Annotated in this window: 23 protein-coding genes, 1 tRNA gene and 2 pseudogenes; 15 read left to right on the top strand and 11 right to left on the bottom strand. The window is 62.6% G+C overall.

Annotation, left to right across the window (positions count from 1 at the left end; genetic code table 11):
• Positions 1-201: 201 nt before the first annotated feature.
• The 3 genes from EAG14_RS11970 to EAG14_RS11965 all read right to left on the bottom strand — a co-directional run bounded on the left by EAG14_RS11970 (position 202) and on the right by EAG14_RS11965 (position 4,270).
• The gene (locus EAG14_RS11970) at positions 202-1,797 is read right to left on the bottom strand and encodes an NACHT domain-containing NTPase (RefSeq protein ID WP_121728980.1); all 1,596 of its coding nucleotides are present in this window, start codon (positions 1,795-1,797) and stop codon (positions 202-204) included.
• Between the two features lie 21 nt (positions 1,798-1,818).
• On the bottom strand, positions 1,819-2,304 hold the full coding sequence (locus EAG14_RS22820) for a hypothetical protein (protein ID WP_162995982.1): 486 nt from the start codon (positions 2,302-2,304) through the stop codon (positions 1,819-1,821).
• A gap of 103 nt (positions 2,305-2,407) precedes the next feature.
• A complete protein-coding gene (locus tag EAG14_RS11965; protein WP_121728979.1) occupies positions 2,408-4,270 on the bottom strand; it encodes a glutamine--tRNA ligase/YqeY domain fusion protein in 1,863 nt (620 codons plus the stop codon).
• A gap of 208 nt (positions 4,271-4,478) precedes the next feature.
• Here EAG14_RS11965 and EAG14_RS11960 point away from each other — a divergent pair.
• The 5 genes and pseudogenes from EAG14_RS11960 (at position 4,479) to EAG14_RS11940 (ending at position 8,280) form a co-directional block, all read left to right on the top strand.
• A pseudogene (locus tag EAG14_RS11960) lies at positions 4,479-4,828 on the top strand (hypothetical protein).
• Positions 4,829-5,052: 224 nt separating this feature from the next.
• Positions 5,053-5,475, top strand: coding sequence for an alternative ribosome rescue aminoacyl-tRNA hydrolase ArfB (arfB, locus tag EAG14_RS11955; RefSeq protein ID WP_233195205.1), 423 nt, complete (start codon positions 5,053-5,055; stop codon positions 5,473-5,475).
• A 137-nt stretch (positions 5,476-5,612) separates the two neighbouring features.
• A complete protein-coding gene (locus EAG14_RS11950; protein ID WP_121728978.1) occupies positions 5,613-6,467 on the top strand; it encodes a class III extradiol ring-cleavage dioxygenase in 855 nt (284 codons plus the stop codon).
• A gap of 62 nt (positions 6,468-6,529) precedes the next feature.
• Positions 6,530-7,204 (top strand): alpha/beta hydrolase, encoded by a 675-nt coding sequence (locus EAG14_RS11945; protein WP_099740942.1) that lies wholly within the window; start codon positions 6,530-6,532, stop codon positions 7,202-7,204.
• Between the two features lie 173 nt (positions 7,205-7,377).
• Entirely contained in the window at positions 7,378-8,280 is a 903-nt protein-coding gene (locus EAG14_RS11940) for a DUF3014 domain-containing protein (protein ID WP_121730442.1), read from the top strand.
• 62 nt (positions 8,281-8,342) lie between these two features.
• Here EAG14_RS11940 and EAG14_RS11935 read toward each other — a convergent pair.
• Positions 8,343-9,607: pseudogene (locus tag EAG14_RS11935) on the bottom strand (MFS transporter).
• A 75-nt stretch (positions 9,608-9,682) separates the two neighbouring features.
• Here EAG14_RS11935 and EAG14_RS11930 point away from each other — a divergent pair.
• On the top strand, positions 9,683-10,714 hold the full coding sequence (locus EAG14_RS11930) for an AraC family transcriptional regulator (protein WP_121728977.1): 1,032 nt from the start codon (positions 9,683-9,685) through the stop codon (positions 10,712-10,714).
• A 26-nt stretch (positions 10,715-10,740) separates the two neighbouring features.
• On the opposite strand, the gene EAG14_RS11925 is transcribed toward EAG14_RS11930, so the two are convergent.
• Complete coding sequence (locus tag EAG14_RS11925) at positions 10,741-11,211, bottom strand: Lrp/AsnC family transcriptional regulator (protein ID WP_099740944.1); 471 nt, start codon at positions 11,209-11,211, stop codon at positions 10,741-10,743.
• Between the two features lie 102 nt (positions 11,212-11,313).
• On the opposite strand from EAG14_RS11925, the gene mdeB reads away from it, so the two are divergent.
• A complete protein-coding gene (mdeB, locus tag EAG14_RS11920) occupies positions 11,314-13,998 on the top strand; it encodes an alpha-ketoglutarate dehydrogenase (RefSeq protein WP_205603380.1) in 2,685 nt (894 codons plus the stop codon).
• Between the two features lie 120 nt (positions 13,999-14,118).
• On the opposite strand, the gene EAG14_RS11915 is transcribed toward mdeB, so the two are convergent.
• The 6 genes from EAG14_RS11915 to EAG14_RS11890 form a co-directional block, all read right to left on the bottom strand.
• Positions 14,119-14,949, bottom strand: a complete 831-nt coding sequence (locus tag EAG14_RS11915; protein ID WP_121728976.1) for a zinc-dependent peptidase — start codon at positions 14,947-14,949, stop codon at positions 14,119-14,121.
• A 38-nt stretch (positions 14,950-14,987) separates the two neighbouring features.
• On the bottom strand, positions 14,988-15,779 hold the full coding sequence (locus EAG14_RS11910; protein ID WP_121728975.1) for a UDP-2,3-diacylglucosamine diphosphatase: 792 nt from the start codon (positions 15,777-15,779) through the stop codon (positions 14,988-14,990).
• 20 nt (positions 15,780-15,799) lie between these two features.
• A complete protein-coding gene (locus EAG14_RS11905; RefSeq protein WP_099655231.1) occupies positions 15,800-16,306 on the bottom strand; it encodes a peptidylprolyl isomerase in 507 nt (168 codons plus the stop codon).
• 45 nt (positions 16,307-16,351) lie between these two features.
• Positions 16,352-16,933, bottom strand: coding sequence for a peptidylprolyl isomerase (locus EAG14_RS11900; RefSeq protein WP_121728974.1), 582 nt, complete (start codon positions 16,931-16,933; stop codon positions 16,352-16,354).
• Positions 16,930-18,255 (bottom strand): L,D-transpeptidase family protein, encoded by a 1,326-nt coding sequence (locus EAG14_RS11895; protein ID WP_371414346.1) that lies wholly within the window; start codon positions 18,253-18,255, stop codon positions 16,930-16,932. Before EAG14_RS11895 ends, EAG14_RS11900 begins: the two co-directional genes overlap by 4 nt.
• Before the next feature lie 111 nt (positions 18,256-18,366).
• Complete coding sequence (locus EAG14_RS11890) at positions 18,367-19,452, bottom strand: tetratricopeptide repeat protein (RefSeq protein ID WP_121728973.1); 1,086 nt, start codon at positions 19,450-19,452, stop codon at positions 18,367-18,369.
• 214 nt (positions 19,453-19,666) lie between these two features.
• Here EAG14_RS11890 and cysS point away from each other — a divergent pair, with 214 nt between their 5' ends.
• The 8 genes from cysS (at position 19,667) to EAG14_RS11850 (ending at position 26,694) form a co-directional block, all read left to right on the top strand.
• The gene (gene cysS, locus EAG14_RS11885) at positions 19,667-21,043 is read left to right on the top strand and encodes a cysteine--tRNA ligase (RefSeq protein WP_121728972.1); all 1,377 of its coding nucleotides are present in this window, start codon (positions 19,667-19,669) and stop codon (positions 21,041-21,043) included.
• 45 nt (positions 21,044-21,088) lie between these two features.
• Positions 21,089-21,763, top strand: coding sequence for a DNA-3-methyladenine glycosylase (locus EAG14_RS11880; protein WP_369803809.1), 675 nt, complete (start codon positions 21,089-21,091; stop codon positions 21,761-21,763).
• 87 nt (positions 21,764-21,850) lie between these two features.
• A complete protein-coding gene (locus EAG14_RS11875) occupies positions 21,851-22,828 on the top strand; it encodes an acetyl-CoA carboxylase carboxyltransferase subunit alpha (protein ID WP_099655235.1) in 978 nt (325 codons plus the stop codon).
• 136 nt (positions 22,829-22,964) lie between these two features.
• The gene (tilS, locus tag EAG14_RS11870) at positions 22,965-23,915 is read left to right on the top strand and encodes a tRNA lysidine(34) synthetase TilS (RefSeq protein ID WP_121728971.1); all 951 of its coding nucleotides are present in this window, start codon (positions 22,965-22,967) and stop codon (positions 23,913-23,915) included.
• A gap of 227 nt (positions 23,916-24,142) precedes the next feature.
• Positions 24,143-24,235 (top strand) — tRNA-Ser (locus EAG14_RS11865).
• 276 nt (positions 24,236-24,511) lie between these two features.
• Positions 24,512-25,711: an HD-GYP domain-containing protein gene (locus EAG14_RS11860; RefSeq protein WP_121728970.1), complete on the top strand. Its 1,200-nt coding sequence runs from the start codon at positions 24,512-24,514 to the stop codon at positions 25,709-25,711.
• 174 nt (positions 25,712-25,885) lie between these two features.
• Complete coding sequence (locus tag EAG14_RS11855) at positions 25,886-26,356, top strand: Spy/CpxP family protein refolding chaperone (RefSeq protein WP_121728969.1); 471 nt, start codon at positions 25,886-25,888, stop codon at positions 26,354-26,356.
• Positions 26,357-26,385: 29 nt separating this feature from the next.
• Positions 26,386-26,694 (top strand): hypothetical protein, encoded by a 309-nt coding sequence (locus EAG14_RS11850; RefSeq protein WP_099655239.1) that lies wholly within the window; start codon positions 26,386-26,388, stop codon positions 26,692-26,694.

The raw sequence follows: 26,694 nt of genomic DNA, 5'->3' as shown, positions 1-26,694 counted from the left end.
TGGTAATGTAGTTTATATTAGTGCGTCGCACTTTAACAACTAACGGTGTGGCACAGTTAATCCAGGGCTGCCAGTTTTTTCTGTGGGAAATTATTGAATACTGAAGTGTATTTACGAATTGTTCGTTACAGATTTTGTATTTCGGCGTGCGGAAATTTTGGTATTTCAAATAAGTATAGTCAATAATTTTGGAAGGTTGATTTATTTTCGCATAAGGCCAACATCTTTTTCGATTAGTTCAATACTTTGCTTGAGTACATTGGATGACCATTGGCCTTCGGATTTCAAGGTATTTAGTGAGGCAATCGTCAGGCTTGGTGAAATTCGTGCAAGTGGAGTGACTAAATTTGCTATTAATGAATTTCTTAGGTATTGTTTTTTGGCTCTCTCCAAGCGCAAATCTTTTTCTTTATCGGTGTCTGTGGTCGGAACTATTTTCTTTGTGTCTGTAAGCGAGATTGAGTTTAAGCGTTGATCAATATTTTCAACTCGTCGAAAAACTGCATCTGCATAGCCATCTAATGGAGTATTTAAAATTTCATTGGATAGAAGTCGGTATGGTGCCAGTGCCTCTGTGAGGCTTTGTCGACGATTTGTCCATAAAAATGGATGCCGAATTCCACCATTGATGTATTGTGCGATTGGGAAGACGCCACCCATGCCGTAGATCCGAGCAATTTCTATTTGAGACTCAATGAGGTGCTCAATTGCTCTTGTGCGAACAGTAGGATTAACATATGGTTTGGTTGCTAAGCATCTATATAAAAGATACAGCCAAGTAGTTCGTTTGGCCATCGGAGGATAGTTCGTCAGACCTGCAATAGAAGATTTTTCGATTAAAAAATTAATTATTTCCGTGGGGTCATCCATTAATGCTACGACAAACTCTATAATTGGATACCAGTCTTGATTGTCGTATTTTGCTTGTACGATTTTTCTCTCAAGCCGCTTGGATATGAGATGCTTTGCCGCAAAGTATTCTTGAAATGACGTGTGGCTAAATCCATAGTCATCCTGCGAGAACTGCTCAAGAATTCCATGATGCTGGTCTATTTCTAAAAGTATTCCTTCTGCATCCTCTTCGGCAAGATCAACACGCTGACTAAAAGCACGCATCTGCTTTAATAGCTCTGTTCTTGGAAATGTAAAAGCAAACTCTGTAACTGTGAAATTTCCAGCGATTTCTTCGAATAATTTTTCTTTATTGAAATCGGTCAATCCTTCGAATGCAGAGTCTCGTCGAAAACCTCGCGTAGCATCCCAATCGCGGAGTAGGGTTTCTGTGCATCGTCTGAAAAGTTCAGCCTTCCGCTTCGGAAGTGAAAGATCGTGACGAAATTGAACGCACAAGAGGCTTAGAAGCAGTGGTGTTTCCGTTAAATCTGCAATTCCCCTGTCTTGCTTAATGAGTCGGCAGAGCGCTTCTGCCTTTGGTTTATCTGTATTGAACCAAGCTTTAACAATTTTTTCAACTGAGACGGGCTCTAGTTTTGCGACTTCAACTTCACAAAATTTTTCTAAAACCTCGCGATAGTCGGCGGTACGACAGGAAACAACTACTTTGACGCTCGAAAAAATTTTGCAAAAATCATTTATTTCCTCAATGATTTTTGGACGAATATCTCGCGGCACTTCATCTAGGGAGTCAAGTAATATAATCGCATGGCCATTATTTAGTACGCGCGTAAGGAAACTCTTTGCGTGGTTGTCTGTTTTTGCTTGGATTGGGTTTAGCAAATGCTCAAAAATGGACGTTTGATTCTTTGCCAAAAGAGGGAGTGGCACAAAGAATGGAATTTTGGACGTCTTTAGTCTTGATTATTCAAATACTTTTTCATCCGAAAAAGCTAAAGCTAAGAATTTCAAGAATGTGGTTTTTCCAGCACCTGGGCCGCCCAGGACGGCAATACGACTATTCCCTTCAACGTATTCGTCGCCGAAAACTAGCTCGCCTTTTTGTATTTTTCCTCTACTACCGCCCTTTTTGTGAACACCATTGATTGAATCAGCTTTATGCCACTCGGCTGAATACAAGCGTCTTGCTATGGTGAGGGATACTTTTGCTGGAGAATAAAGCGAAAGTAGTTTTTCAGGTTGAGCCATCCCCAGCAATTTTATTGTAGATACCTCATCTCTTAACATTTTTATATGATGAGAGTAATATCTGTTGAATAGATCTAATGACTCAACTTTTGCGTTTATACCGGTGAATACGGAATTTATAGACTGCTTGGCGGGTCCCTCGAACCAGCTTAGCATTGGAATGCCACCTTTTTCTGTTTCATTTCCCTTGCCCTCCTTCATATTATTCTCCATTTTTATTGATAATTTCTGATCGATAAGTTACGCATGCGCTACATTATTTTTATAATGTCGGCTGGATTCAATGTTAAATGTGATAATGAGTTTATTTCCCCCAACTATCCTTCAGCCCCACCGCCAAGTTAAACACCGGCTTCCCCGCCCGGTGATCCACCCGGTCCGCCACAAAGTACCCGTGCCGTTCAAACTGGAACTTGTCGTCTGGCTTGGCATTCGCCAATGACGGCTCCACGATGGCCGTCACTACCTTCAGGCTGTTCGGGTTCAGGCTTTCAATGAAGTCTTTGCCACCCGCGTCGGGGTGGGCGTCCAGGAACAGGCGGTCGTACATGCGCACTTCGGCGTTCACGCCGTCGGCCACGCCCACCCAGGTGATGGCGGCTTTCACCTTGACGGTGTCGGCGCCGGGGGTGCCGCTCTTGGTGTCGGGCACCACGGTGGCCAGCACTTCGGTGATGACGCCGTTGGCGTCTTTGGTGCAGCCGGTGCACTCAATCACATAGCCGCCCTTCAGGCGCACCTTGTTGCCGGGGAAGAGTCGCTTGTAGCCCTTGGGCGGCACTTCTTCAAAGTCTTCGCGTTCGATCCAAACTTCTTTGCCGATGGTGAAGTGGCGCACGGGGCTTTCCACGCCTTCGGGCGGGTGGGGCAGGGCGGGCAGGGTGCAGGGCTCCAGGTGGCCTGCGCCCATCACTTCGTCCCAGTTGGTCAGCACCAGCTTGACGGGGTTGAGCACGGCCATGCCGCGGTGGGCCTTCAGCTCCAGGTCTTCGCGCAGGCAGCCTTCCAGGGTGCTGTAGTCGATCCAGCTGTCGGACTTGGTCACGCCAATGCGGTCGGCAAAGGTCTGGATGGCGGCGGGGGTGTAGCCACGGCGGCGCAGGCCCACGATGGTGGGCATGCGGGGGTCGTCCCAGCCGCTCACTTTATGGTCGTACACCAGCTGGGCGAGCTTGCGCTTGCTGGTGATGACGTAGGTGAGGTTCAGGCGTGCAAATTCGTACTGCTTAGGTGGGGGCGATGCGAGCAGGCCGCCCACAACGCGACCATCGGGAAGTGTTACCACTTCCGTCAAGCGCTCCAGTAGCCAGTCGTAGAAGGGGCGTTGGTCTTCAAACTCCAGCGTGCACAGGCTGTGGGTGATTTGCTCTAGCGCATCTTCAATGGGGTGCGCAAAGGTGTACATGGGGTAAATGCACCATGTGTCGCCCGTGTTGTGGTGGGTGGCGCGGCGAATGCGGTAGATGGCCGGGTCGCGCATGTTGATGTTGGGGCTGGCCATGTCGATCTTGGCGCGCAGCACCATCGATCCATCTTCGTGCTGGCCGTCGCGCATTTCGCGGAACTTGGCCAAGTTCTCGGCCGGGGTGCGGCTGCGGAAGGGGCTGTCTACGCCGGGCTTGCTGAAGTCGCCCCGGTTCACGCGCATTTGTTCGGCGGTTTGTTCGTCCACGTAGGCGTGGCCAGCTTCGATCAAATATTCCGCCGCGCGGTACATGAAGCCAAAGTAGTCGCTGGCCTGGTAAGGGGCGGCGCTGTAGTCGCCCTGGCTGCCGTTCCAGTCAAAGCCCAGCCATTTCACCGCGTCGATGATGCTGTTGACGTATTCGGTGTCTTCTTTTTCGGGGTTGGTGTCGTCAAAGCGCAGGTGGCACACGCCGCCGTAGTCGCGCGCCAGGCCAAAGTTGATGCAGATGCTTTTGGCGTGGCCGACGTGCAGGTAGCCGTTGGGCTCGGGCGGGAAGCGGGTGCGGATTTTGGCCGGGTCGGGCTCGCCTGCGGTGTGGTGGGCGGCGTCGCCGGGGGTGCCAGCCCAGCGGCGGCTGGCGTAGGTGCCTTTGTCCAGATCGGCTTCAATGATCTGGCGCAGGAAGTTGCTGGGCTTGACGGATTCAGGGGCTGAGGCGGTGCCTGCAGGTAGGGTGTTGGCGGGGGTGGGGGTGCTCATTCGCCCATTTTAGGCGGCGGTTACAGGTTGGCGGGCCTGTGGGCGAACTTGGGCTTTGTGTGACGTATTTCTCTGGGCGCTTGTCAGTGTGTACTTCCAGAAACAATATTGCGGTGTTTTCATGACATCCTTTTGGTCACTTGGTGCGTTATGCACTGCAGAGGCCAACCCCACCCGTGGGCCGCCTCCCTTCAAAAAGGAGATTTCCATGACGAAAACCCGTTCTATCCAAGCCATGGCCGCTGCGGCTGGTGTGGCACTGGCGCTGCTGGCTGGCGCAGGCTCTGCCCAGGCGCGCGATGTCAATTGGTCGATTGGCGTGAATTCGCCCGGAGTGTCGGTGGGTGTGAGCAATGGTTATGGCTACGGCTACCCTGCTTATGTGGCCCCTGCCCCCGTGTATGTGGCCCCACGCCCCATTTACTACGCCCCCCCACCGCCACCCCAGCGGTGTACTACGCGCCACCCGCACCGGTGTATTACGCACCGCCCCCCGGTTATTACTACCGTGAAGGGCACCGCCACCACCGGCACCACGGATACCGTGACTGGCGCTGATTGAGCGCTGGCGGTGGGCAGGCCCTGGCGGGCCGTGCCGCCACTTTCTGGTTCCCCTCGGCGCTTGTTTGCCCTGTTTCAGGGCTTCAGGCGCCTTCTCAACGCCCTGTGCATCGCGTATGCCAGGGCGTTTTTTTGCGCCTGCCTATGATGTGCCCCTTTGAACAGGTTCTTAAACAGGTGGTGGCGGAACACGGGGTGGGTATGAACAGAGTGGGTTGCGAATGATGCTGGCGGTGGCGCCTTTGCTGTGCGTGGATGAGCAGGAGGTGGAGTTTTCTGCCATGCGCGCCCAGGGGGCGGGTGGGCAGAACGTTAACAAGGTGTCGAGCGCGGTGCACCTGCGCTTTGATGTGCCCGCCTCTTCACTGCCTGAGCCGGTGAAAGAGCGCCTGCTGGCCTTGCGTGACACGCGCATCACCCAAGAGGGGGTGGTGGTGATCAAGGCGCAGCAGTTTCGCAGCCAGGAACAAAACCGTGCCGATGCGCTGGCGCGGCTGAATGCGCTGGTGCAGTCTGTGGCCGTGGCGCCCCGCACACGCCGCGCCACCAAGCCCACCTATGGCTCCCAGCAGCGCCGCCTGGCGGGCAAAAGCCAGCGGGGTGAGACCAAGGCGCTGCGGGGCAGGGTGCGGGGCGGGGATTGAGGCTGTGGCACCGCATGCAGGCTGCAGCGTCTGCACTGCAGGATTGGCCCTGAAATTAGAACAATCCGTTGTGGGCGGGCTACTTTTTCGCCTTGGTGATCTCTTTTACAGTGGCTATTAGTTACCAAAGGTTCACCATGTCTACGTTGCCCTCCGCACTGTCTGCCCCTCAAGCCATTTCTGCCAACGCCCCTGCCTTGGCTTTACCTGCGCTGTTTGTCTCGCACGGTGCACCGCTGTTTGCGGTGGATGCGGGCGAGACCGGGCCAGCATTGGGGCGCTGGGGGCAGGATTTGAAGGCGCAGTTTCCGGGCCTGCGGGGCGTGGTCATCATGTCGCCGCACTGGATGGCGCGCTCGCCCCTGGTCATGGCGGGCCCGCAGCCTGCCACTTGGCATGACTTTGGCGGGTTTCCGCCCGCGCTGTACCAGTTGCAATACCCTGCACCGGGCTCGCCAGCGCTGGCGGCCGAGGTGGTGGCGCTGCTCGGCGCAGCGGGCATGCCTGCGCAGGGCGATGCCTCCCGCCCGTTTGATCACGGTGCCTGGGTGCCGCTGATGCACCTGTTTCCGCAGGCCGATGTGCCGGTGGTGCAGGTGGCCTTGCCCGCAGCGGCTGGCCCGGCAGAGGTGTATGCCATGGGCGCTGCGTTGCGCAGCCTGCGCAGCCAGGGCGTGCTGGTGATGGGCTCGGGCAGCATGACGCACAACCTGTCGGAGTTTTTTGGTGGGGCCCGCGAGCCCGCGCCGTATGTGGTCGAGTTCAGCCGCTGGATTGAAGACGCCGTGGTGCGCGGCGACATGAAGGCGCTGCTCAACTACCGCAGCCAGGCACCCCACGCTGCGCGCGCCCACCCCACGGAAGACCACTTTTTGCCGCTGTTTTTTGCCCTGGGGGCAGCGGGCGACGATTTGCGCGCAAACTACCTGAGCCGCGAGGTGATGTACAGCATGCTGGCCATGGATGCGTTTGCCTTGCACCCAATTCAGTGAGTGGAGCACGTCTTTTGCACACACTTTTTTGATCGATCCAAAATTGCCTCTGGCGCCTGAACATGCTTGATTTGCCGCTCACCTTTTTGCAGCGCCCCGCTGCCGCTTCCACCCCCCACCCCTGGCTGCTGGTGCTGATGCACGGCGTGGGCAGCAACGAGCAAGATTTGTTTGGCCTGGCGTCGCACATTCCAGACCACTTCCATGTGGTGAGCTTGCGCGCACCGTTTCGCATGGGGCCGGGTTCGTTTGCCTGGTTTGATTTTTCGATTGAGCCCAATGGCGAGCGCACCATCAACGAAGCCCAAGAATCGCAAAGCCGGGCCCTGGTGGCACAGGCTGTGGCCGCTGCGTCTGCCCAGCTCCACGTTGCCCCTGAGCGGGTGGTGGTGGGCGGCTTCAGCCAGGGCGGCATCATGGCGCTGTCGCTGCTGTTGACCCAGCCCGGCCTGTTGCATGCCGCCATGGTGTGGCACAGCCGCCTGCTGGCGCAGGTGGTGCCCCTGACGGCCCCGGCCGAGGCGCTGCACGGCCGCCAACTGTGGCTGAGCCACGGCACGCACGATAACGTCATCCCCATCGCCCATGCCCATGCTATTGCGCACCACATGGCGCAACTGCCGGTGTCGGTCACGTTCAAAGAGTTTCCGGGCGCGCACGAGATTCGCCCCGCAGAGCTGGCTGCCACGGTGGCCTGGCTGCAGGGACTGGGCAGCACGCCATCGGCCGTGCTGTAAAGCGGCGCATTCACCATGCCCCTTGCTGGTGGGCATGGGCCTGCCTGTGATTGGGCAACACGCTGTTACACCCCTGGGCAGGCTGTGCCCACCAACGTGTGTTCAGGCCGCTACATTGTTCGGATGCAAAAGGGCGCGTTGATGCTGCTCTTTTGAACCGATGAGGAATGCACATGCCTGACAAAGAAGACACCCGATTTCGTCCACCTCAGCGGCAAGCATCGCCCATGGTGCTGGCGCTGGGGGCTGGCGCCTTGGTATTGGCTGCGCTCGCGGGCGCCTGGGTGTGGTTCAAACCCGCACCGGCAGATGCCGTGCAGGCCGCAGCCCCTGCGCAAAGCTCTGCGCCTGCGGCGCCCAGTACAGCGCCGATCCCCGCAGGGGTGCAAAACCCCGTGGGCGTGCTGGGCCCGCCCGACACGGCCTTGCCCCCGCTGGCCGAATCGGACGTGATGGTGACAGAGTTGCTGTCTGAAGTGCTGGGTGCAGGCCAGGTGTCGTCGCTCTTGCAGACAGAATCGTTTGCGCGCCGCGTGGTGGCCACGGTAGACAGCCTTACCCAGGCCCACGCCCCCGTGCGTGTGTGGCCGGTGCACCCCACGCCCCAGCGCTTTTTGGTGGATGGTGAAGGGGCCGAGCTGGTGGCCGCCAAGCCCAATGCTGCACGCTACGCGGCCATGCTGGTGTTTGCCGAGTCAGTGCCCATGGACAACGCGGTGGCACTGTATGCGCGGCTGTACCCGCTGTTTCAGCAGGCGTATGAAGAGCTGGGGTACCCCAATCGCTACTTCAACGACCGGCTGGTGGCCGTGCTGGACCACCTGATCAAAGCCCCCGAGCCGCAGGGCCCGCTGCAGCTCAAGCTGACCAAGGTGCAAACCGAGTTGCCCGACCCGCGCCCCTGGCTGCGCTACGAGTTTGCCGACCCGGCGCTGGAGGCGCTGTCGAGCGGCCAGAAAATCATGGTGCGCATGGGCCCCGCCAACGAGGCCCGTGCCAAGGCCGTGCTGCGCGAGCTGCGCCGCCGCGTGGCGACGAGTGAGGTGGCTCGCAAGCCGGCCAAGTCAGCCCCCTGACTGCGGGGTGATGGGGCAGGGCGTGCCCCGCCCCTGGCTTGGATCATTGGATCAGGCCTGTTTCAAGCGGCCACGGCGCGCGGCCCGCGCTGCCAGGTCAGCACCGTACCCAGCACCATGGCCCCCAGGGCAAATGCAGGACCACCCAAGGCGCCCAGATGGTCCACCATCAGGCCACCAAAGATGGCGCCGCTGGCAATCGCAATCTGAAACGCCGCCACCAGCAGCCCGCCCGCGCCCTCGGCCTGGTCTGGGGCGGCGCGCACCATCCAGGTCTGAAACCCCACCGGAAACGCGCCAAACGCAAAGCCCCACAGCGTGATGGCCACCGCCGTGATGGCCGCTGAATGGCCCGCAATGAGCAAGGTGGCCGCCAGCACGGCAATCACGGCGCCACCGGCCACGATGGCTTGGCGCTCGCTGCGCCCGGCAATCCAGCCGCCCACAAAGTTGCCGAAGAACCCGCCTACGCCATAGCCCAACAGCACGGCCGTGATGCTGGTCACCGACAGGTGCGTGACTTGCTCCATCAGCGGGCGGATGTAGGTAAAGCCCGCGAAGTGACCGGAGATGACCAGCAGCACCGCCAGCAGGGCCATGCGCACGGGGGGCGGCGCAGCAGCTCGCCCAGCACCCGCAGGTTGGGGTTGTCACGCGGCGGCAAGGCGGGCAGGGCCAGCAACTGCACGGCCAAGGTGATCAGGCTGATGCCCCCGGCTGCAATGAAGGCGCTGCGCCAGCCCCACAGGTCGCCCATCCAGGCACCAATGGGTGCCGCACACACGGTGGCAACCGACACCCCGGTCAGGATGAAGGACATGGCCCGCGCAAACAGCGATGCAGGCACCAGCCGCATCGCCAGCGCTGCCGACATGGACCAAAAGCCGCCCAGTGCCACCCCCAGCAGCACGCGCGCCACCAGCAGCATGGGCAGGCTGCTGGCCAGGGCAGACAGCGCGTTGGACAGCACCAGCAGCAGCGTGAAGGCGATCATCACGGCGCGCCGGTCCAGCTGGCGGGTGAGCAGCGGCAGCGAGGGCGCCGCCACGGCCGCCACCAGGGCCGTGACGGTGACGGCCTGGCCTGCCGCGCCGTCGCTCACCCCCAGGTCGGCGGCCATGGCCGTGAGCAGGCTGGCGGGCAGGAACTCTGCCGTCACCAGGCCAAACACCCCCAGCGCCATGGAGGCAACTGCCGCCCAGCGCGCCTGGATGGGCTCGTGGCTGGCGGGTTGCAGCGTGGTGTTTTCAGGGGCAGGGTGGGCGCCTGCCGCTGGGGCGCCTGTGGTGGCATCCAGGGAAACGGAGCAAGAAGATGGGGAAGACACAGGTAAAGGCCTTGGGATGAACGGACAGGCATCGTAGGGATAAGATGCAGGCGTTTCCATGCCATAAAAGCCTGAATGCTTGACTTTTTATCCAGCCCTGCCGAGGGGGCAGACCCGCAGCCTGTGGCCGTGGGCCCAGAGCCACCAGACTTGCTGACCCAGATACTGCTCGGCCTGCGCCTGGACGGCGTGGAGTATGGCCGCTGTGTGATGCATGCGCCCTGGGCGGTGGCGTTCCCGGCGTTGCCGTCAGCGCGGTTCCACTTTGTGGGCAGCGGTGGCGCGTGGCTGCGCACCCGCAGCGCCGACTGGCAGCGGCTGCACCCTGGCGATGCGGTGCTGCTGCCCCATGGCAGCTTTCATGTGCTGGCCAGCGCACCCGATGTGACGCCGGTGGACATTGACTTGCTGGCACGCAGGCCGGTGTCTGAAAACATCTACCTGCTGGATGGGCGAGACCCTGTGCACAGCGGCCATTTCGCAGGACAGGCGGGGGTGCCGCAGACACCCGGCCAGAGCCCGGACGTGGTGTTTTGCGGGGCCCTGCGCTTTAACCTGGACCCTCTGCACCCGCTCAGGGCCATGATGCCCGAGGTGATGCTGGCCGGTGACCTGGCCCGTCGCGACACTACCGTGCCCGTGCTGCTGGACGCCATGGAGCGCGAGGTGGCCCAGGACCGCATGGGCGCTTGCGCCATCCTGGCGCGCTTGGCCGATGCTCTGGCCGCCAGCATCATCCGTGCGTGGGTGGAGTGCAGCTGCAACAACCCCACGGGCTGGATTGCCGCCGTGCGCTGCCCGCGCATCGGCAAGGTGATTGCTGCCATCCACGCAGACCCGGAGCGCGACTGGAATGTGCCGCTGCTGGCCGACCTGATGGGCGCCTCGCGTTCACGCTTTGCCGAATCGTTCACGCGCACCATGGGCGAGAGCCCGGCGCGCTATGTGGCCAAGGTGAAGATGTCGCAGGCCCGCAGCTGGATTGCCCGCGATGGTATGCGCGTGGCCGTGGCGGCCCACAGGCTGGGGTATGAGTCTGAAGCATCCTTCAGCCGCGCCTACAAGCGTGTGATTGGGCAGCCGCCCAGCACGGCCAGGGCGCAGTGAGCTTGGCGCAGGTTCTTCCTGCGAACCTAGCTTGCTTTGGGCAGTGGCAGCGCCGTCTTGTAGCGCACCTGCTTGAGCGCAAAGCTGGAGCGGATCTTTTCCACCCCCGGAATGGGTGAGAGCTGCTCCAGGATAAAGCGCTCGAGCGCCGCCATGTCGGCCAGGGCGACGCGGATCAGGTAGTCGCTGTCGCCGGTCATCAGGTAGCACTCCATCACCTCATCGTGCTCGGCAATGCGTCGCTCAAAGTCGGCCAGGGCTTCCTTACTTTGGGTTTTGAGGCTGATGCTGATGAACACATTCAAGCCCAGCCCCAGCGCGGCGCTGCTGGCCAGCGCCACATAGCGGCTGATGACGCCCGCAGCCTCCAGCGCCTTGACCCGCGCCAGGCACGGCGAGGGCGACAGGTGCACGCGCCGCGCCAGCTCCACGTTGGAGAGCGAGCCGTCGGCCTGCAGCTCGGCCAGAATGCGCAAATCGATGGCGTCCAGTTTCATGTGCTGCAGTTTATGGTTTTCGCAGCATGCTGTGCTGGTGCGTTCTGAATATAGAGCGATATCAGCAACTTATTTGGCGATGCCCTCACTACAGTGAACGGCATGAACGCCCCTACACCCCACACCCTGCTGCAAGCCGCTGATCCCGCCGCCCTCGATTGCACCCTGGGTGCGCCGGATGCAGACCCCCAAGAAACTGCCGAATGGCGCGACGCCTTTGTGGCCTTGGTGGCCACCGAGGGGCCAGAGCGGGCGCGCCACATCCTGGCCGAGCTGGTGCACCTGGCCCGCACCCAGCAGATTGGCTGGCAGCCCCAGCTCAACACGCCCTACGTGAACACCGTGTCGGCGCAGAACCAGCCTGCGTTTGCGGGGGATCTGGCGGTGGAAGAGCGGCTGGCATCCATCATGCGCTGGAACGCGCTGGCCATGGTGGTGCGGGCCAACCAGGCCTATGGTGAACTGGGCGGGCACATTGCCAGCTATGCCAGCGCGGCCGATTTGTTTGAGAGCGGCTTCAACCACTTCTTCCGCGCCCGCGAGGGCCTGGGCGAAGGGCAGCACCGGGGCGACTTGGTGTTCTTTCAGCCGCACAGCGCGCCGGGCGTGTACGCACGGGCTTTTCTGGAAGGGCGCTTGTCTGAACAAGACCTGATGCACTACCGCCAGGAAATCACGGCGCCCGCCGCTGGGGCGCAGGGCCTGTGCAGCTATCCGCACCCTTGGCTGATGCCGGACTTCTGGCAGTTCCCCACCGGCTCGATGGGCATCGGGCCCATCAGCAGCATTTACCACGCGCGCTTCATGCGCTACCTCACGCACCGCAATTTGCTCAACTGCCAAGGTCGAAAAGTGTGGGGCGTGTTTGGCGACGGAGAGATGGACGAGCCCGAGAGCATGAGCGCGCTGACCCTGGCCGCGCGCGAGGGGCTCGACAACCTGGTCTGGGTGGTCAACTGCAACCTGCAGCGCCTGGACGGCCCGGTGCGTGGCAACGGCCGCATCATCGACGAGCTCGAGCGCCTGTTCGCTGGTGCGGGCTGGAACGTGGTCAAGCTGGTGTGGGGCAGCGACTGGGACGGCTTGTTTGCCCGCGACCTGACAGGCGCGCTGGTGCGCACGCTGCAAGGCACGGTGGACGGGCAAATGCAGACCTTTGCCGCCAAGGATGGGCGCTTTAACCGCGACAACTTCTTCGGCCAAAGCCCCGAGCTGGCCGCGCTGGCCCAGGGCATGACAGACGAGCAGATTGACCGCCTCAAGCGCGGCGGGCACGACCTGGTGAAGATTCATGCGGCCTATGCCGCAGCCAGCGCCCACAAGGGCCAGCCCACCGTCATCCTGGCCCACACCAAGAAGGGCTACGGCATGGGCACAGCCGGGCAGGGCAAGATGACCACGCACAGTCAGAAGAAGTTCGACGATACGGATCTCATCGAATTCCGCAACCGCTTCAACCTGCCGCTCACCGACGCGCAGGCCACGGGCCTGGCCTTCTACAAGCCCGCTGAAGACAGCCCCGAGATGCAGTACCTGCGCCGCCACCGCCAGCAATTGGGCGGCTACCTGCCCCGGCGCGAGACGGTGTGCGATGCGCTGCCCGTGCCGCCCCTGGTCAGCTACGCGCAGTTTGCGCTGCAGGCCGATGGCAAGGAGATGAGCACCACCATGGCCTTTGTGCGCATGCTGGGCACGCTGCTGAAGGACGCCCAGCTCGGCCCGCGCATCGTGCCCATCGTGGCCGACGAGGCGCGCACCTTTGGCATGGCCAACCTGTTCAAGCAGGTGGGCATCTACAGCAGCGTGGGCCAGCGCTATGCGCCCGAAGACATCGGCTCGGTGCTGAGCTACCGCGAGGCGCTGGATGGGCAGATTCTGGAAGAGGGCATCAGCGAGGCGGGTGCGATTGCGAGCTGGACAGCGGCAGCCACCAGCTACAGCGTGCACGGCCTGGCCATGCTGCCGTTCTACATCTACTACTCCATGTTCGGCTTCCAGCGCGTGGGCGACGCCATCTGGGCCGCTGCCGACCAGCGCGCGCGGGGCTTTTTGCTGGGCGCGACCTCGGGCCGCACCACGCTGGGCGGCGAGGGGCTGCAGCACCAGGACGGCACCAGCCACCTGGTGGCCGCCACCATCCCCAACTGCAAGGCCTACGACCCGGCCTACGCGGGCGAGATGGCCGTCATCATCGACGCTGGCATGCGCGAGATGGTGACCGAGCAGCGCGACGTCTTCTACTACGTCACGCTGATGAACGAGAACTACGCCCAGCCCGACCTGCCCGCCAATGCGGCCGAGGGGGTGCTGCGCGGTTGCTATGTTTTTAAGAGCTTCCAGCGCTTGCAGGACGGGCGTGAGCAGCCAATTTCGTCTAAATCGGTCACCCTGATGGGCTCTGGCGCCATCCTGACCGAGGTGGCCAAGGCTGCAGAGCTGCTGGCCGCTGAAGGCGTGGAGGTGACTGTGCTGAGCGTGACCAGCTGGAGCGAGCTGGCCCGCGACGGCATTGCCTGCGAGCAGCGCGCCATGGACGGCGGTGCGGCCCCCGAGACCCCGTGGCTGGCGCAGCAACTGGCCGGCACCCAGGGCCCGGTGATTGCGGCCACCGACTACGTGCGCGCCGTGCCTGAGACCGTGCGCGCCTTCGTGCCCGAAGGCCGCCGCTACATCACCCTGGGCACGGATGGCTTTGGCCGCAGCGACACGCGTGCGGCGCTGCGCCAGTTCTTTGGGGTGGATGCGCAGGCAGTGGCCAAGGCGGCGCGCTTCGCGTTGGGTTTGTAGTCAAAATGGCTGCTAGCGCTTGAAATATAAGCGCTGGCAGCTATTGAAAATATAGCAATCGGAGCTTCGCCAGAAGGTGTGCTGGCCACCGTGGGCCCGCAGTCTTGCGGCGGGTGGGCCTCAGCCCGCCATCGCTTCGCGCCGGAAGAACGCATCCAGCACCGGCACCAGGCTGGCAAACTCTTGCGCAAACCGGGTGCGGTTCACAAAGTACGCCTCGCAGGCCACGGCAAAAAACTCGGACTGCGAGGTGGCGCCGTACGCATCCAGCCAAGGCCGTTCGGCGCCAAAGCGCTCGGCCAGGATGACGCGTTCGCGGAACTCCTGGTAGGCGGGCTCCCACGCATTCCACCAGGCTTCATACGCCCCACGGCCCGTGCGGGCGCCCATGAAGCCTGCGGGCAGGGGCGGGCAGCCGTTGGCGGTGCCCGTGCGCATGTCCAGCTTGTGCACAAACTCGTGCACCACTACGTTGTGGCCGCGCGCGGTGTTCTCGTGGGCGTTGGCAATGTGCTGCCAGCTCAGCATCACGGGGCCGCGCTCCATGGCCTCGCCCAGCAGCACCTGGGTGTGTTCGTGCACCACACCGGCCTCGTCCACCGTCTGGCGGCGCGCCACGGCCTCGCCGGGGTGCACCACGATGGTCACGAAATCGTCGTACCAGCCCAGCGCCTTGGCGGCATCGCCCAGGTGCAGCAGTGGCAGGCAGGCCTGCGCCGCAATGTCGATGGCCATGGCATCGGTCACGGTGAGGCCGTGTGCGCCGTGGAACTGCTTTTGGTCCAGAAACAGCGCGCTCAGTGCGCGCAGCTTGCTTTGCTCGTGCAGCGACAGCGCGGCCAAAAACGGGTAGCGCTGCAGCGTCTGCAGCCACAGGTCTGCCGAGATGTCGGGCACGGGCGCTACGGTGGCGCGCACATGGCGCCAAAGCCGGTTGAGGATGGGGGGCATGGCAGTGATCGGGCGGGGACGCGATCACGGCCCCTGAGTCAGGATGGCTGGTACATGGGGGCCAGGGCCACCCGTTCCAAGCCCGCGGCGGACAAACGCAGTGTTTCCAGCCGCGGGGGTAATGCGGCGGCGTCCCAGTCGCTCAGCACCACGCGCTGCAGGCCCGGGGCCAGGGTGTGGTCGGCAGGCCGGTGGGTGTGGCCGTGGATGAGTGTGTGGGCGCCTGCCGCCTGCAGCCAGGCGATGGCGCTCGCGTGGTCCACATCGGCATAGATGGCGCCGGACTGCTTGCGCGCCTCGCTCTCTTGCCGAATGCCGCGTGCCTGCGCGCGCCGCACGGCCAGGGGCTGGGACAAAAACTGCTGCTGCCAGGCGCTGCTGCGCGCCTGTACGCGAAAGCGCTGGTAGTCCGTGTCGTCAATGCACAGCAGGTCGCCATGGCTGAGCAGGTAGCGCTGGCCTGCAAAGGTCAGCACGGTGGGGTCTGGCAGGCCGGTGATGCCGCAGTGCTGCAAAAAGGCATTGCCCGCCAGAAAGTCGCGGTTGCCGTGCATGAAGTACAGCGCGCAGCGTTGTGCCGCGGCTTGCAGCTGGGCGCAGACCTGGGCCTCGAAGCTGCCAGGGTCTTGGAGGGCATCGTCGCCCACCCAGACTTCAAAAATGTCGCCGAGCAGAAAGATTGCATCGGCGGGAGTGGCCTGCAGGTAGTGCAGGCATGCGGCCACGGTGGCGGGCTCGCTGGCCTGCAGGTGTAGGTCCGAAATGAAATCGACCGTGCGCCAGTGCGCAGGAGCAGCAAGCTCCGCGAACGGGGGCACGGTCGGGGTCACGTGGTGATAGCGCGGCCTGCTTACAGGGCCACAGCCTTTTCGATGATCACGTCTTCCTTTGGCACGTCGTCATGGAAGCCCTTGCGGCCCGTCTTCACGGCCTTGATCTTGTCCACCACGTCGGTGCCCGAGACCACCTTGCCGAACACGGCGTAGCCCCAGCCTTGGGGGGTGGGGGAGGTATGGTTCAGGAAGCCGTTGTCGGCCACGTTGATGAAGAACTGCGCGGTGGCCGAGTGGGGGTCGCTGGTGCGGGCCATGGCCACGGTGTAGTTGGCGTTCTTCAGGCCGTTCTTGGCTTCGTTCTCGATGGGGGCATCGGAGTTCTTCTGGTTCATGCCGGGCTCAAAGCCGCCGCCTTGCACCATGAAGCCGGGGATCACACGGTGAAAGATCGTGTTGTTGTAGTGGCCCTTGTTCACGTAGGCCAGGAAGTTCTCGGTGGACTTGGGCGCGTTGGCAGCGTCGAGTTCGAGGGTGATGACGCCGTAGCCAGCGATGTGCAGTTCGACTTGTGGGTTGCTCATGGCAATGCTTCTTTCAGAAAAAAGGTCTGGGGTAGGAATGCGAAATCACTTCACCACGGTGGCCGAAGTGATGGTGATGGGGGTGTTGGGCACGTTTTGGTGGCCGCCCTTGTTGCCGGTGGCCACGGCCTTGATCTTGTCGACCACGGCAGTGCCTTCCACCACCTTGCCGAACACGGCATAGCCGTGGCCGTCGGGGTTGGGGGCATTGAGCATGGCGTTGTCCTTCACGTTGATGAAGAACTGCGAGGTGGCCGAGTTGGGGTTGCCCGTGCGCGCCATGGCGATGGTGTAGGTGTCGTTCTTGAGGCCGTTGCTGGCTTCCAGAGGGATCGGCGGCTTGGTGGGCTTTTGCACCATGTCGGCGGTGAAGCCGCCGCCCTGGATCATGAAGCCGTCGATCACGCGGTGGAACACCGTGCCGTCGTAGTGCTTGTCGTTCACGTAGGCGAGGAAGTTCTCAACCGACTTGGGGGCCTTGGCAGGGTCGAGCTGCACCACGATGTCGCCCATGGAGGTGGCGAGCTTGACCTTGGGGGCGGTCTGCGCGTGGGCGGGTGCTACTGAAACCATAGCTGCCAGCGTAATTCCTGCAAGCGTTAGCATCGATTTTCTTTTGGAAATCATCCAATCACTCCTTCAAAAAAGATTTGCCACTGCTGGCCGCGCCGCGTCCAGTACTGGCGTTTGATGGGGCCGGTGCGTGCGCCCTCGGCCACTTCGCCGAACGTTACCACCATGGTGTCGGCCGAGTCGGTCCAGCGCAGGTAGGCCTTGTCTTTGAGGTGGACGGTGCGGCCCTTGAGCGCCTGGGCCTCGGCTTGCAGCACGGCGGCCCATTCGCCCAGGGGCTTTTTCTTGTAGCTCTGAAAGTCGGGGGCGTAAAAGCCCAGCAGGCGGTTCATATCGCCGTTGGACTTGGCGGTGCGCCAGGCATTGAGCACCGTCTCAAACGACTGGCGCTCGGCCTGCATGCTCTGGGCCTGCACCCACTGCAGCTTCTGCGCGATGACCACGGGGGTGGAGCGTGGCTCCACCGTGCGCAGGATGCGTTCCAGATCGGGGTTGGCCAGGGCTACGCAGCCATCGGTGGCCAGGGGCGCGCGCGAGAACTGGTCGGGCGGCGTGCCGTGCAGCCAGATGCCGCTGCCGGTCTTGCCCCGGCTCTGGTCCAGTGGGTTGGGGTAGTTGATGGGCAGGGCGCCCGCTCCGTAAAAGTCCTTGAGCGTGGCGGGGTCCAGGCGGCTGGTGATGAAGTACACGCCCAGGGGGGTGCGTTGGTCGCCTTCGGTGGCCTTTTCAATGCCCGACTTGCCCACCGAGGCGTAGTAGTCGGCCACCAGCTTCAGGCCCTTGTCCGTGTTCTCAAACAGGTACAGCCGCGAGCGTGAGGCGTCGATGGCAATGGCGTGCTTGTAGCGCGGGGCCAGCTCAACAAACTGTGCCGGGATGTGGGTGGAGGCCGGGCGGGCGCGCTGGGCCTGCACGCGCTGGCGCGACTCGGTGCGCAGCTCATCGAGCGTGGCGGTCACTTCGGGCGGGTAGGGCAGGGCTGGCTCTGGCACATCACCCAGCTGCTTGATGGGGCGCACGCGCGCGGCCAGCAAGTCGCCCACGGCCAGTTGTGCGAGCTGAAAGTTGGGGTATTCGCGTGCCAGGCTTTCGGCCTGGGCCAGTGCCTCGCGGCCGCGCCCCTCGCTGGCCAGTTGGTATACCTTGAGCAGGCGCGTTTCTGCCTGACCGTCTTGCAGCGCCTTGGGGGCCACAGGGGTTGGGGCGGCGCGCTGCGCAGCGGCGGTGGGGCGCTTGCTTTTGGCTGCTGGCTGCGATGTTTGCGCATGCACCGGGGGGGCCGCTGCAGACTGCGCCGCCAAGGCGAACAGGGTCACGGCCGTGGCCGCGTGGCGAATCCAGAAGGGGGCTTGCACGCTGCAGTAAGGGGCTGGCACGCTGTGGCGCTGTATCAAGGGGCTGTCAGAAAAAACCGAAGAGCCAACGGCTTGCGCTGTCGGCCCTGTCAAAGGTGAGAGGTCTGGGTTGGAGTCAGGCGGCCTGTGGCATCAACCGCCTGTGGCTTCGCGCACGATGAGCCAGCGGCCGTTGGTCTCCACCAGGTCCAGCGTCTTGCGGCTGGTCACGTTGAGCGAGTCGGCGCTGTAGGCCTGGCGAAAGCGGGCCGTGGCTTTGCTGCCGTTCATCGAAACGTTCAGGTCAGACACCTGCACGGTGATCTTGGACTTGCCCACGATGCGGGCTTCGCGTTCTTTTTCCCAGGCGGCGCGGGTTTGCTTGCCGGGTGGGTTGAATTCCTTGCCGTAGGCCGACAGATAGCTCTTCATGTCCTTGGCAGCCCAGGCGGCAGCCCAGGCTTGCACAGCGGCAGAGACTTCCTTGGTGTCTTTGGCGGCCTCTTTCTTGGCCGTGTCGGCGGCGGGCGCTGCCGCAGGGGCCGCTGCAGGTGCGGGGCTGGCGGCAGGGGCAGCCGCTGTGGGCGCAGGGGCCGCCGTGGGGGCTGCTGCTGGGGCTGGCGCAGGTGTTGCCGCAGGTGCAGGGGCGGGGCGCTGCGTGGCAATCACGGCAGGGGCTGGTGCGGCTGCGGCAGGCTTGGCGCCCTTGGCCGCGTCGGCGGAGAACAGTTCACGGATCAGCGCCAGCTTGGGCTTGAGCGATGTGGCGTTGGCCGCGTCCAGCTGCAGCGCCTTGTTGTAGGCCTGGCTGGCCAGCTTGGCATAGATGTCGCCCAAGTTTTCGTGCGCCGTGGCGTAGCTGGGGTTGGTGCGGATGGCCATTTCCAGCGCGGTGCGGGCCTTGTCCAACTGGTTCTGGTTGGCGTACAGCACGGCCAGGTTGTTGTAGGGCTCGGGCAGCTCTGGGTATTCCTCGGTGAGCTTGGTGAACGTGGCCACTGCGTCAGCGGGCTTGCCGGAGTCGGCTTGCGCCACGCCTTTGAGGAAGCGCAATTGCGGGTCGCGGGGGGTGGCGGACAATCGCTGGTCTGCCTTGGCAAGTGCTTCTGCGGCCTTGCCCGCCTTGAGCAACTGGGTGATGTCGGCGTAGTCGTTGGCCTGGGCTGCGCCGGTGCCGACAAGCGCCGTCAGTGCCAACAGGCGCAGGAGTCGGGGAAGGGTGCGGCGGACTTGCTTCATGGGGGTTCTGGAGGGGTTGAACGGCGTGAAACCCGGGCCGGGCTTATACTTCGGCGGATTGTAGCTGAGGGGGGTTGTCATGACGGTGCGCTGTTGCCGCTGGTGATTTCATAGGGTGTCCGGTGCCGGGCACCATCCCCCGCGTGGGGCTGTGCCTCCGCGCTGCAGGGCGATCCGCATCGCCCATCCTCCCCATTCCCGACACTGATACCCCATGAGTTTGCGCATCTACAACACGCTTTCGCGTGCATTGGAAGACTTTTCCCCGCTCGAACCTGGCCACGTCCGCATGTATGTGTGCGGCATGACCATTTACGACCTGTGCCACATCGGCCACGCCCGCATGATGATGGCCTTTGATGTGGTACAACGCTGGCTCAAAGCCAGCGGCTTGCGCGTGACCTACGTGCGCAACATCACCGACATTGACGACAAGATCATCAAGCGTGCGCTGGAGCGGGGCATCACCATCCGCCAGCTCACCGACGAGATGATTGCGGCCATGCACCAGGACATTGGCCTTTTGGGCATCGAGCCGCCATCGGTCGAGCCTCGGGCCACTGAATATGTGCCGCAGATGCTCTCGCTCATCAGCCAGCTGGAAGGCAAGGGCTTGGCCTACCGCGCTGGCAATGGTGACGTGAACTACTCCGTGCGCAAGTTCGACGGCTACGGCAAGCTGTCGGGCAAGTCGCTCGATGAGCTGCGTGCGGGCGAGCGCGTGGCCGTGCAAGACGGCAAGGAAGACCCGCTCGACTTCGTGCTGTGGAAATCCGCCAAGGCCGATGAGCCGGAAGACGCCAAGTGGGCCAGCGAATTCGGTACTGGTCGCCCGGGCTGGCACATCGAGTGCTCGGCCATGAGCTGCGCCACGCTGGGTGAAACCTTTGACATCCACGGCGGCGGGGCCGACCTGCAGTTCCCCCACCACGAAAACGAAATCGCCCAGAGCGAAGGCGCCACGGGCAAGCCGCTGGCCCATTTCTGGGTGCACAACGGCTTTGTGCGCGTGGACAACGAGAAGATGTCCAAGAGCCTGGGCAACTTCTTCACCATCCGCGATGTGCTCAAGCAGTACGACGCCGAGACGGTGCGCTTCTTCATCGTGCGTGCCCATTACCGCAGCGCCCTCAACTACAGCGACGCTCACCTGGACGATGCACGCCAGGCGCTCAAGCGCCTGTACACCGCGCTGAGCCTGGTGGAGCCCGTTGCCGTGACGGTGGACTGGAGCAATCCCTACGCTGCACGCTTTAAGGCCGCCATGGACGAAGACTTTGGCACGCCCGAAGCGGTGGCGGTGCTGTTTGACTTGGCTGGCGAGGTCAACAAGACCCGCTCTACCGAACTGGCGGGCCTGCTCAAGGGCTTGGGCCAGTGCCTGGGCCTGCTGCAAGGCGACCCCAAGGCCTTCTTGCAGGCCGGTGCCGGGCTGGATGAGTCTGCCATTCAGGCCCAAATTGCCGCCCGCACTGCGGCGAAGGCCGCCAAGGACTTTGCCGAGGCAGACCGCATCCGCCAGGCGCTGCTGGCGCAAGGCATCGTGCTCAAGGATTCAGCCGCTGGGACGACCTGGGAAGCTGCGCAGTGAACGTTTGTGTGAATAAAACCGCCATCAAGGCAGACTGGATGAGCGGTGGCAGCTACTAAAAAAATAGCATCAATCGATGCCCCTGAGGCTTCGCCCGTGCTGACGACGCCAGCTTACTGGGCCGAGGCGTGCAAGCACCTGGTCAAAAAAGACCGGGTGATGAAGCGCCTGATCCCCCAATTTGGCGATGCAGCGCTGCAAACCCGCCGCGATGCCTTCACCACGCTGGCGCGCAGCATCGTGGGGCAGCAGGCTTCGGTCAAGGCCGCACAGGCCGTGTGGGAACGGTTTGCCGCGCTGTCGCGCCAACTGAGCCCGGCCAATGTGCTCAAGCTCAAGGTGGACGACATGCGCGCGGCAGGCCTGTCGGCCCGCAAGATCGACTACCTCGTGGATTTGGCACTGCACTTTGACAATGGCAAGTTGCACGTCAAGGACTGGGAGTCCATGGACGACGAGGCGATCATTGCCGAGCTGGTGGACATCCGTGGCATTGGCCGCTGGACGGCCGAGATGTTCCTGATCTTCTATCTGCAGCGCCCCAATGTGCTGCCGCTGGACGACCCAGGCTTGATCACGGGCATCAGCCAGAATTACTTTTCTGGCGAATTGGTCAGCCGCAGTGACGCCCGTGAAGTGGCCGAGGCCTGGAAGCCTTGGTGCAGTGTGGCAACTTGGTATATTTGGCGGTCGCTGGACCCCGCACCCGTCGCCGATTGATGGCGGACAACCGACCGTTGCCCGGCATCGGTTACATTGCGTGCCATTTGTGGCCGCCCCGCAGTGCGCGACCTAAGGAGAAAAACGTTGGCGAAAAAAACCTTTCTGGATTTCGAGCAGCCGATTGCCGAACTCGAGTCCAAAATCGAAGAACTGCGCTACGTGCAGACCGAAAGCGCTGTCGATATTTCTGAAGAAATCGACCAGCTGAGCAAGAAGAGCCAGCAGCTCACCAAGGACATCTACAGTGAGCTGAGTCCCTGGCAGATCACCAAGATTGCGCGCCACCCCGAGCGTCCCTACACGCTGGACTATGTGCGCGATATCTTCACGGACTTTGTCGAGCTGCATGGCGATCGCCATTACTCGGACGACCTCTCCATCGTGGGCGGCCTGGCCCGTTTCAACGGCCACGCCTGCATGGTGATGGGCCACCAAAAAGGCCGCGACACCAAAGAGCGCGCCATGCGCAACTTTGGCATGAGCAAGCCCGAGGGCTACCGCAAGGCGCTGCGCCTGATGAAGACGGCCGAGAAATTCAAGCTGCCTGTGTTCACCTTTGTGGACACGCCCGGCGCCTACCCGGGCATTGATGCCGAAGAGCGCGGCCAGTCCGAGGCCATTGGCCGCAACATCTTCGAGATGGCGCAGCTGGAAGTGCCCATCATCACCACCATCATTGGCGAAGGTGGCTCGGGCGGCGCGCTGGCCATCAGCGTGGCCGATCAGGTCGTCATGCTGCAGTACGCCATCTACTCCGTCATCAGCCCCGAAGGCTGCGCTTCCATCCTCTGGAAGACCAGCGACAAGGCGCAGGAGGCGGCCGATGCCCTGGGCATCACCGCCCACCGCCTCAAGGCCTTGGGTTTGGTGGACAAAATCGTGAGCGAGCCCGTGGGTGGCGCGCACCGTGACCACAAGCAAATGGCGGCCTTCCTGAAGCGCGCGCTGGGCGATGCCTTCCGCCAAGTGGCAGACCTCAAGACCAAGGACTTGCTTGACCGTCGCTACGAGCGCCTGCAAAGCTACGGCCGCTTCAGCGATACCAAGGCCGACAGCCGCTGAGCGCACGCACATGACTGCGATGGGCTGCTTTCATCGCCCCCATGCCAAGGCCCCGCAAGGGCCTTTGTATTTGTGCCGGCCTTTGTGGCTGGGGGGGGCGCCCCTCGCTGGGCATGTCGGGAAGGGTGGGTTTGGCATGACGCTGTCTGTCGATGCGGCAATGGCCGCCTTCAACCCGGAGTTGCCCTTGGCCGTGGGACTGAGTGGCGGTGCGGACTCCACAGCATTGCTGGTGGCGGCGGCCCAGAAGTGGCCGGGCCAAGTGCGGGCAATCCATGTCAACCACGGCTTGCAGGCGGCGGCTGCGGCGTTTGAAGCGCATTGCCTGCAGTTGTGCAGCGCACTGCAGGTGCCCCTGGTGGTGCAGCGGGTGGATGCCCGCCACGCCAGCGGGCAGAGCCCTGAAGACGCTGCGCGCCAGGCGCGCTACCAAGCCTTTGACGCTGCATTGGCCGAGGATTCAGCGCTGGGTGCTGTTAAATCGGTAGCGCTGGCGCAGCATGCCGATGACCAGGTGGAGACGATGCTGCTGGCGCTCTCCCGAGGCGCAGGCGTCGCGGGCCTGGCCGCCATGCCCGCCCAGTGGCAGCGCGCAGGTCGACCGTGGTACCGACCCTGGCTGCAGGTGCCAGGCAGCGCAGTGCGCGACTGGCTGCGCCAGAGTGGGCAGACCTGGGTGGAAGACCCCAGCAACAGCGACGAACGCTTTACCCGCAATCGAATCCGCGCACGCCTTTTGCCTGCGCTGGAGGCCGCCTTCCCCGCATTCCGCGACACCTTTGGCCGCGCCGCATCCCACGCCGCCCAGGCCGATGCGTTGCTACAAGAAGTCGCCCGGCAAGACTTGCTACTGATTGGCGCACCGCCACAGATCAAGGCCTTGCAAGCGCTGAGCCGGGCTCGGCAAGCCAATGTGCTTCGCCATTGGCTGCGTGTGCACCATCACACCACACCCTCCGCCGCCCAACTGGCCGAGCTGCTGGACCAAGTGGCCGCCTGCACCACCCGAGGGCATCGATTGCGGCTCAAGGTAGGGCGGGGCTTCGTTGTCCGTCAAGGGTCGGTTCTGGATTGGTGTTGCACCTAGGCTTTGTAGGAGCGCCCGCAGGGGAGTGTGCTCATGGCCTGTGAGTGCGGGGTCAACGGCTGCAGAGGCTCTCGCTTTGGAAACTGCATCGCCAAAAACGATCAATGAAACACAGTCCGAGCAGATCGGATACGGGCTGCGCAACGCATTCGATCCAACTTCCGTCCGTTTGCCTGGCGTTCGACTTTCGCTGAGAGGCGCTAAAAATGAGGCATAATAGCTGGATTGGAAACGTGACCGAGTGGCCGAAGGTGCTCCCCTGCTAAGGGAGTATGGGGTGTAGAGCCTCATCGAGGGTTCGAATCCCTCCGTTTCCGCCAAGATAAAGCCCAAGTGATTCGTCACTTGGGCTTTTTTCTTTGCGCCTCCATTTTCTAGCATGGCCGCTCGTTGCTGTATCCGGGTTTGCGCTGGTTGGGGCAAACCGTTGTTGTGCGGCAAGGTGTGTGAGTGATTTGCGCGGCTTGGCTGATGCAATCGCGGTGCTCGGGCAGATAATCAGCGCACCAAGCTTTGGGGAGACTCTCCATGACGTCATCGACGACTGCAAGCCGTAGCGCATTTGGCACTGCCAACCCCATGCGCTGGCCACGATTTTGGAAGCTGGCGAAACCCGCCGCATCATCTCGGCCACCGATATCTACGACATTTCCGGCGTGAAGCTGTGGGCGGGCAACCAGCCGGTGTCTGCTTCGTTGCAGCGCAGGTTGTTGGACCGCGAATTGCGCCAGCCACTGGAGACCAGCCTGATTGCCGAGGACGGCGTGTCGGTGGCGGGCTTGGTGCAAGCGGTGCAGGATGTGCTGCAGAGTGCGTCGCCGCTGGTGCCTGTGTTGCAGCCCCACGCCCCGCGTTTGCTGGCCTTGGTTGGTGGGCTCACGCTGCACCCTGTGGCCCAGTTGCTGCTGACGGCGGCCCAAACGGCGCGGCCTGCGCACTACGCGCATGCCGTGGCGGCCATGGCGCTCAACGGGGCGTTGATGGCGGCCGATGGTGGTGACGACGCGGCCGTGCGCTTGGCCTTGCTCAGTGGCTTGTTGCACGATGTGGGCGAGATGTACATCGATCCACTGCATGGCGAGGCCGAAGCGGACCGCGATTTGGACTTTGCCAGCTACCAGCAATTGGTCGTGCACCCCCATGTGGGCTATTTGTTGGTGGCGCAACTCACCAATTACCCGGCAGAGGTGGCGCGGGCGATTGCCGAACACCATGAGCGCCTGGACCAGTCCGGCTATCCCAACGCACTGGGGGGCGGGAAGATGTCTCCGCAAGGGCGTTTGCTGGCAGTGACCGAGGCCACGCTCAATGCGCTGCGCAGTCCGTACAGCCACTTGCTGCATGCCAGTGTGGCGCTGCGTGCGGTGCCTGGCGAGTTTGATTTGCATTGGGTGGGCAAGATCACCAAAGCGGCGGGCGCTCAGCCGCCGCAGTCTGCCGTGCTACAGGCCAGCGAGATTGAACAACGGCTGGCGGCGTTGGGTGATGTGCTGGCGGGCGCAGAGCAGCGGGTGCTGGCACTGGCCCAAGTGGCCCAGTTGCCTGCCATGCAGACCGCGCTGGCCTTGGCGCAGTTCTTGTTGGGCCGCTTGCGCACGGGCTGGAACGAGAGTGGCTTGTGGAACCCGGCAGCCCTTCTCAGCGCAGACGCTGCCGAGGTCGAGGCCCTGGAGGACGAGTTGTACTTCCGTCTGCGTGGCGTGCAGCGTGCGACCTTGCTGCGCGCAGGCCAGTTGCCGGAGCCCGAGGCCGGGCAGCTGCTGGCGCTGTGTGACTCCTTGGCGATGGGGGCGTAACGCCGGACCCGGGTGGGAGTGGCGGACAAGCCTTGAGGCAACGCCCGTACGCCACCTGGGCAACCGGGCGCTGAAACAAAACGCAATAAACCGAAACTGCCCAGAGACGACGGTTGCCAGCGCGGGCGGCACCATGGCGTTCATGTTCAACGCTGTGTTGTGAGGAGTCCTGTCATGAAGTCCTGGATCAAGAAATCCCTGTTCACTGTGTTTGGCGCCAGCATTGCCCTGGGTGGGCTCACGGCCTGCTCTAGCGCAAGGCCTTGGCACCACGATGCCAGCCCCGAGCAGATGGCCCAGATGCAGGGCAAGATGGTCGAGCGCATCGGCAGCAAGCTGGATTTGAATGCCGAGCAAAAGCAAAAGCTGAAGACACTGACCGATGTGCTGCTGGCCCAGCGCAAGGCCATGGCCGGTGCATCCGGTGACCCCCGTGCGCAGGTGCAGGCCCTGGTCGCGGGCGAGCGGTTTGACCGATTGGCTGCGCAGTCCTTGCTCGACGAAAAGACCCGTGCCGTGCAGGCCGGTGGCCCCGCCGTGATTGCTGCGCTGGGCGATTTTTATGACAGCTTGCAACCCGCCCAGCAGCAGAAAGTGCGCGACATGATGCAGCGCCGCCGTGGCTGGATGGCATCGCACGGCTGACAGTTTGAACAGCTTCTCAGGAGCGCACCATGCACCTTGCAATGCAACCGGTTCACCAATTGGCCATAGGCCTGCGCGCCCATGGCCCGCAGCTGCTGGCGGGGCTGGAGGAGCCACACGATGAGTTGATGTCCCTGGTGTGGGGGCCCCGGTTTGATCGGGGCCATGCCATGGGCCTGGTGGCCCGCAGGCCCGATGTGGCGGCCAGCCTGCTGCCCGCTTTGCTGGACGCGGCCGACCACTTTGATCAACTCCATGGCCCTGCGCAAGCCCGGCTGCGCCGGATGATTTTGCGGCACCGTGCGCTGGCAGGCGTTGCGGACATTGCCGCAGTGTGA

This window comes from Acidovorax sp. 1608163 (genome assembly GCF_003669015.1).
Lineage (GTDB): Bacteria > Pseudomonadota > Gammaproteobacteria > Burkholderiales > Burkholderiaceae_C > Acidovorax.
Note: the sequence above shows the minus strand (reverse complement) of the source record. Positions and strands in the feature narration are given on the sequence as shown.

Coding starts and splice junctions, on each gene's coding strand:
- EAG14_RS22820 (WP_162995982.1), bottom strand. CDS start 2,304: ATGAAGGAGGGCAAGGGAAATGAAACAGAAAAAGGTGGCATTCCAATG.
- EAG14_RS11965 (WP_121728979.1), bottom strand. CDS start 4,270: ATGAGCACCCCCACCCCCGCCAACACCCTACCTGCAGGCACCGCCTCA.
- arfB (WP_233195205.1), top strand. CDS start 5,053: ATGATGCTGGCGGTGGCGCCTTTGCTGTGCGTGGATGAGCAGGAGGTG.
- EAG14_RS11950 (WP_121728978.1), top strand. CDS start 5,613: ATGTCTACGTTGCCCTCCGCACTGTCTGCCCCTCAAGCCATTTCTGCC.
- EAG14_RS11945 (WP_099740942.1), top strand. CDS start 6,530: ATGCTTGATTTGCCGCTCACCTTTTTGCAGCGCCCCGCTGCCGCTTCC.
- EAG14_RS11940 (WP_121730442.1), top strand. CDS start 7,378: ATGCCTGACAAAGAAGACACCCGATTTCGTCCACCTCAGCGGCAAGCA.
- EAG14_RS11930 (WP_121728977.1), top strand. CDS start 9,683: ATGCTTGACTTTTTATCCAGCCCTGCCGAGGGGGCAGACCCGCAGCCT.
- EAG14_RS11925 (WP_099740944.1), bottom strand. CDS start 11,211: ATGAAACTGGACGCCATCGATTTGCGCATTCTGGCCGAGCTGCAGGCC.
- mdeB (WP_205603380.1), top strand. CDS start 11,314: ATGAACGCCCCTACACCCCACACCCTGCTGCAAGCCGCTGATCCCGCC.
- EAG14_RS11915 (WP_121728976.1), bottom strand. CDS start 14,949: ATGCCCCCCATCCTCAACCGGCTTTGGCGCCATGTGCGCGCCACCGTA.
- EAG14_RS11905 (WP_099655231.1), bottom strand. CDS start 16,306: ATGAGCAACCCACAAGTCGAACTGCACATCGCTGGCTACGGCGTCATC.
- EAG14_RS11900 (WP_121728974.1), bottom strand. CDS start 16,933: ATGATTTCCAAAAGAAAATCGATGCTAACGCTTGCAGGAATTACGCTG.
- EAG14_RS11890 (WP_121728973.1), bottom strand. CDS start 19,452: ATGAAGCAAGTCCGCCGCACCCTTCCCCGACTCCTGCGCCTGTTGGCA.
- cysS (WP_121728972.1), top strand. CDS start 19,667: ATGAGTTTGCGCATCTACAACACGCTTTCGCGTGCATTGGAAGACTTT.
- tilS (WP_121728971.1), top strand. CDS start 22,965: ATGACGCTGTCTGTCGATGCGGCAATGGCCGCCTTCAACCCGGAGTTG.
- EAG14_RS11855 (WP_121728969.1), top strand. CDS start 25,886: ATGAAGTCCTGGATCAAGAAATCCCTGTTCACTGTGTTTGGCGCCAGC.
- EAG14_RS11850 (WP_099655239.1), top strand. CDS start 26,386: ATGCACCTTGCAATGCAACCGGTTCACCAATTGGCCATAGGCCTGCGC.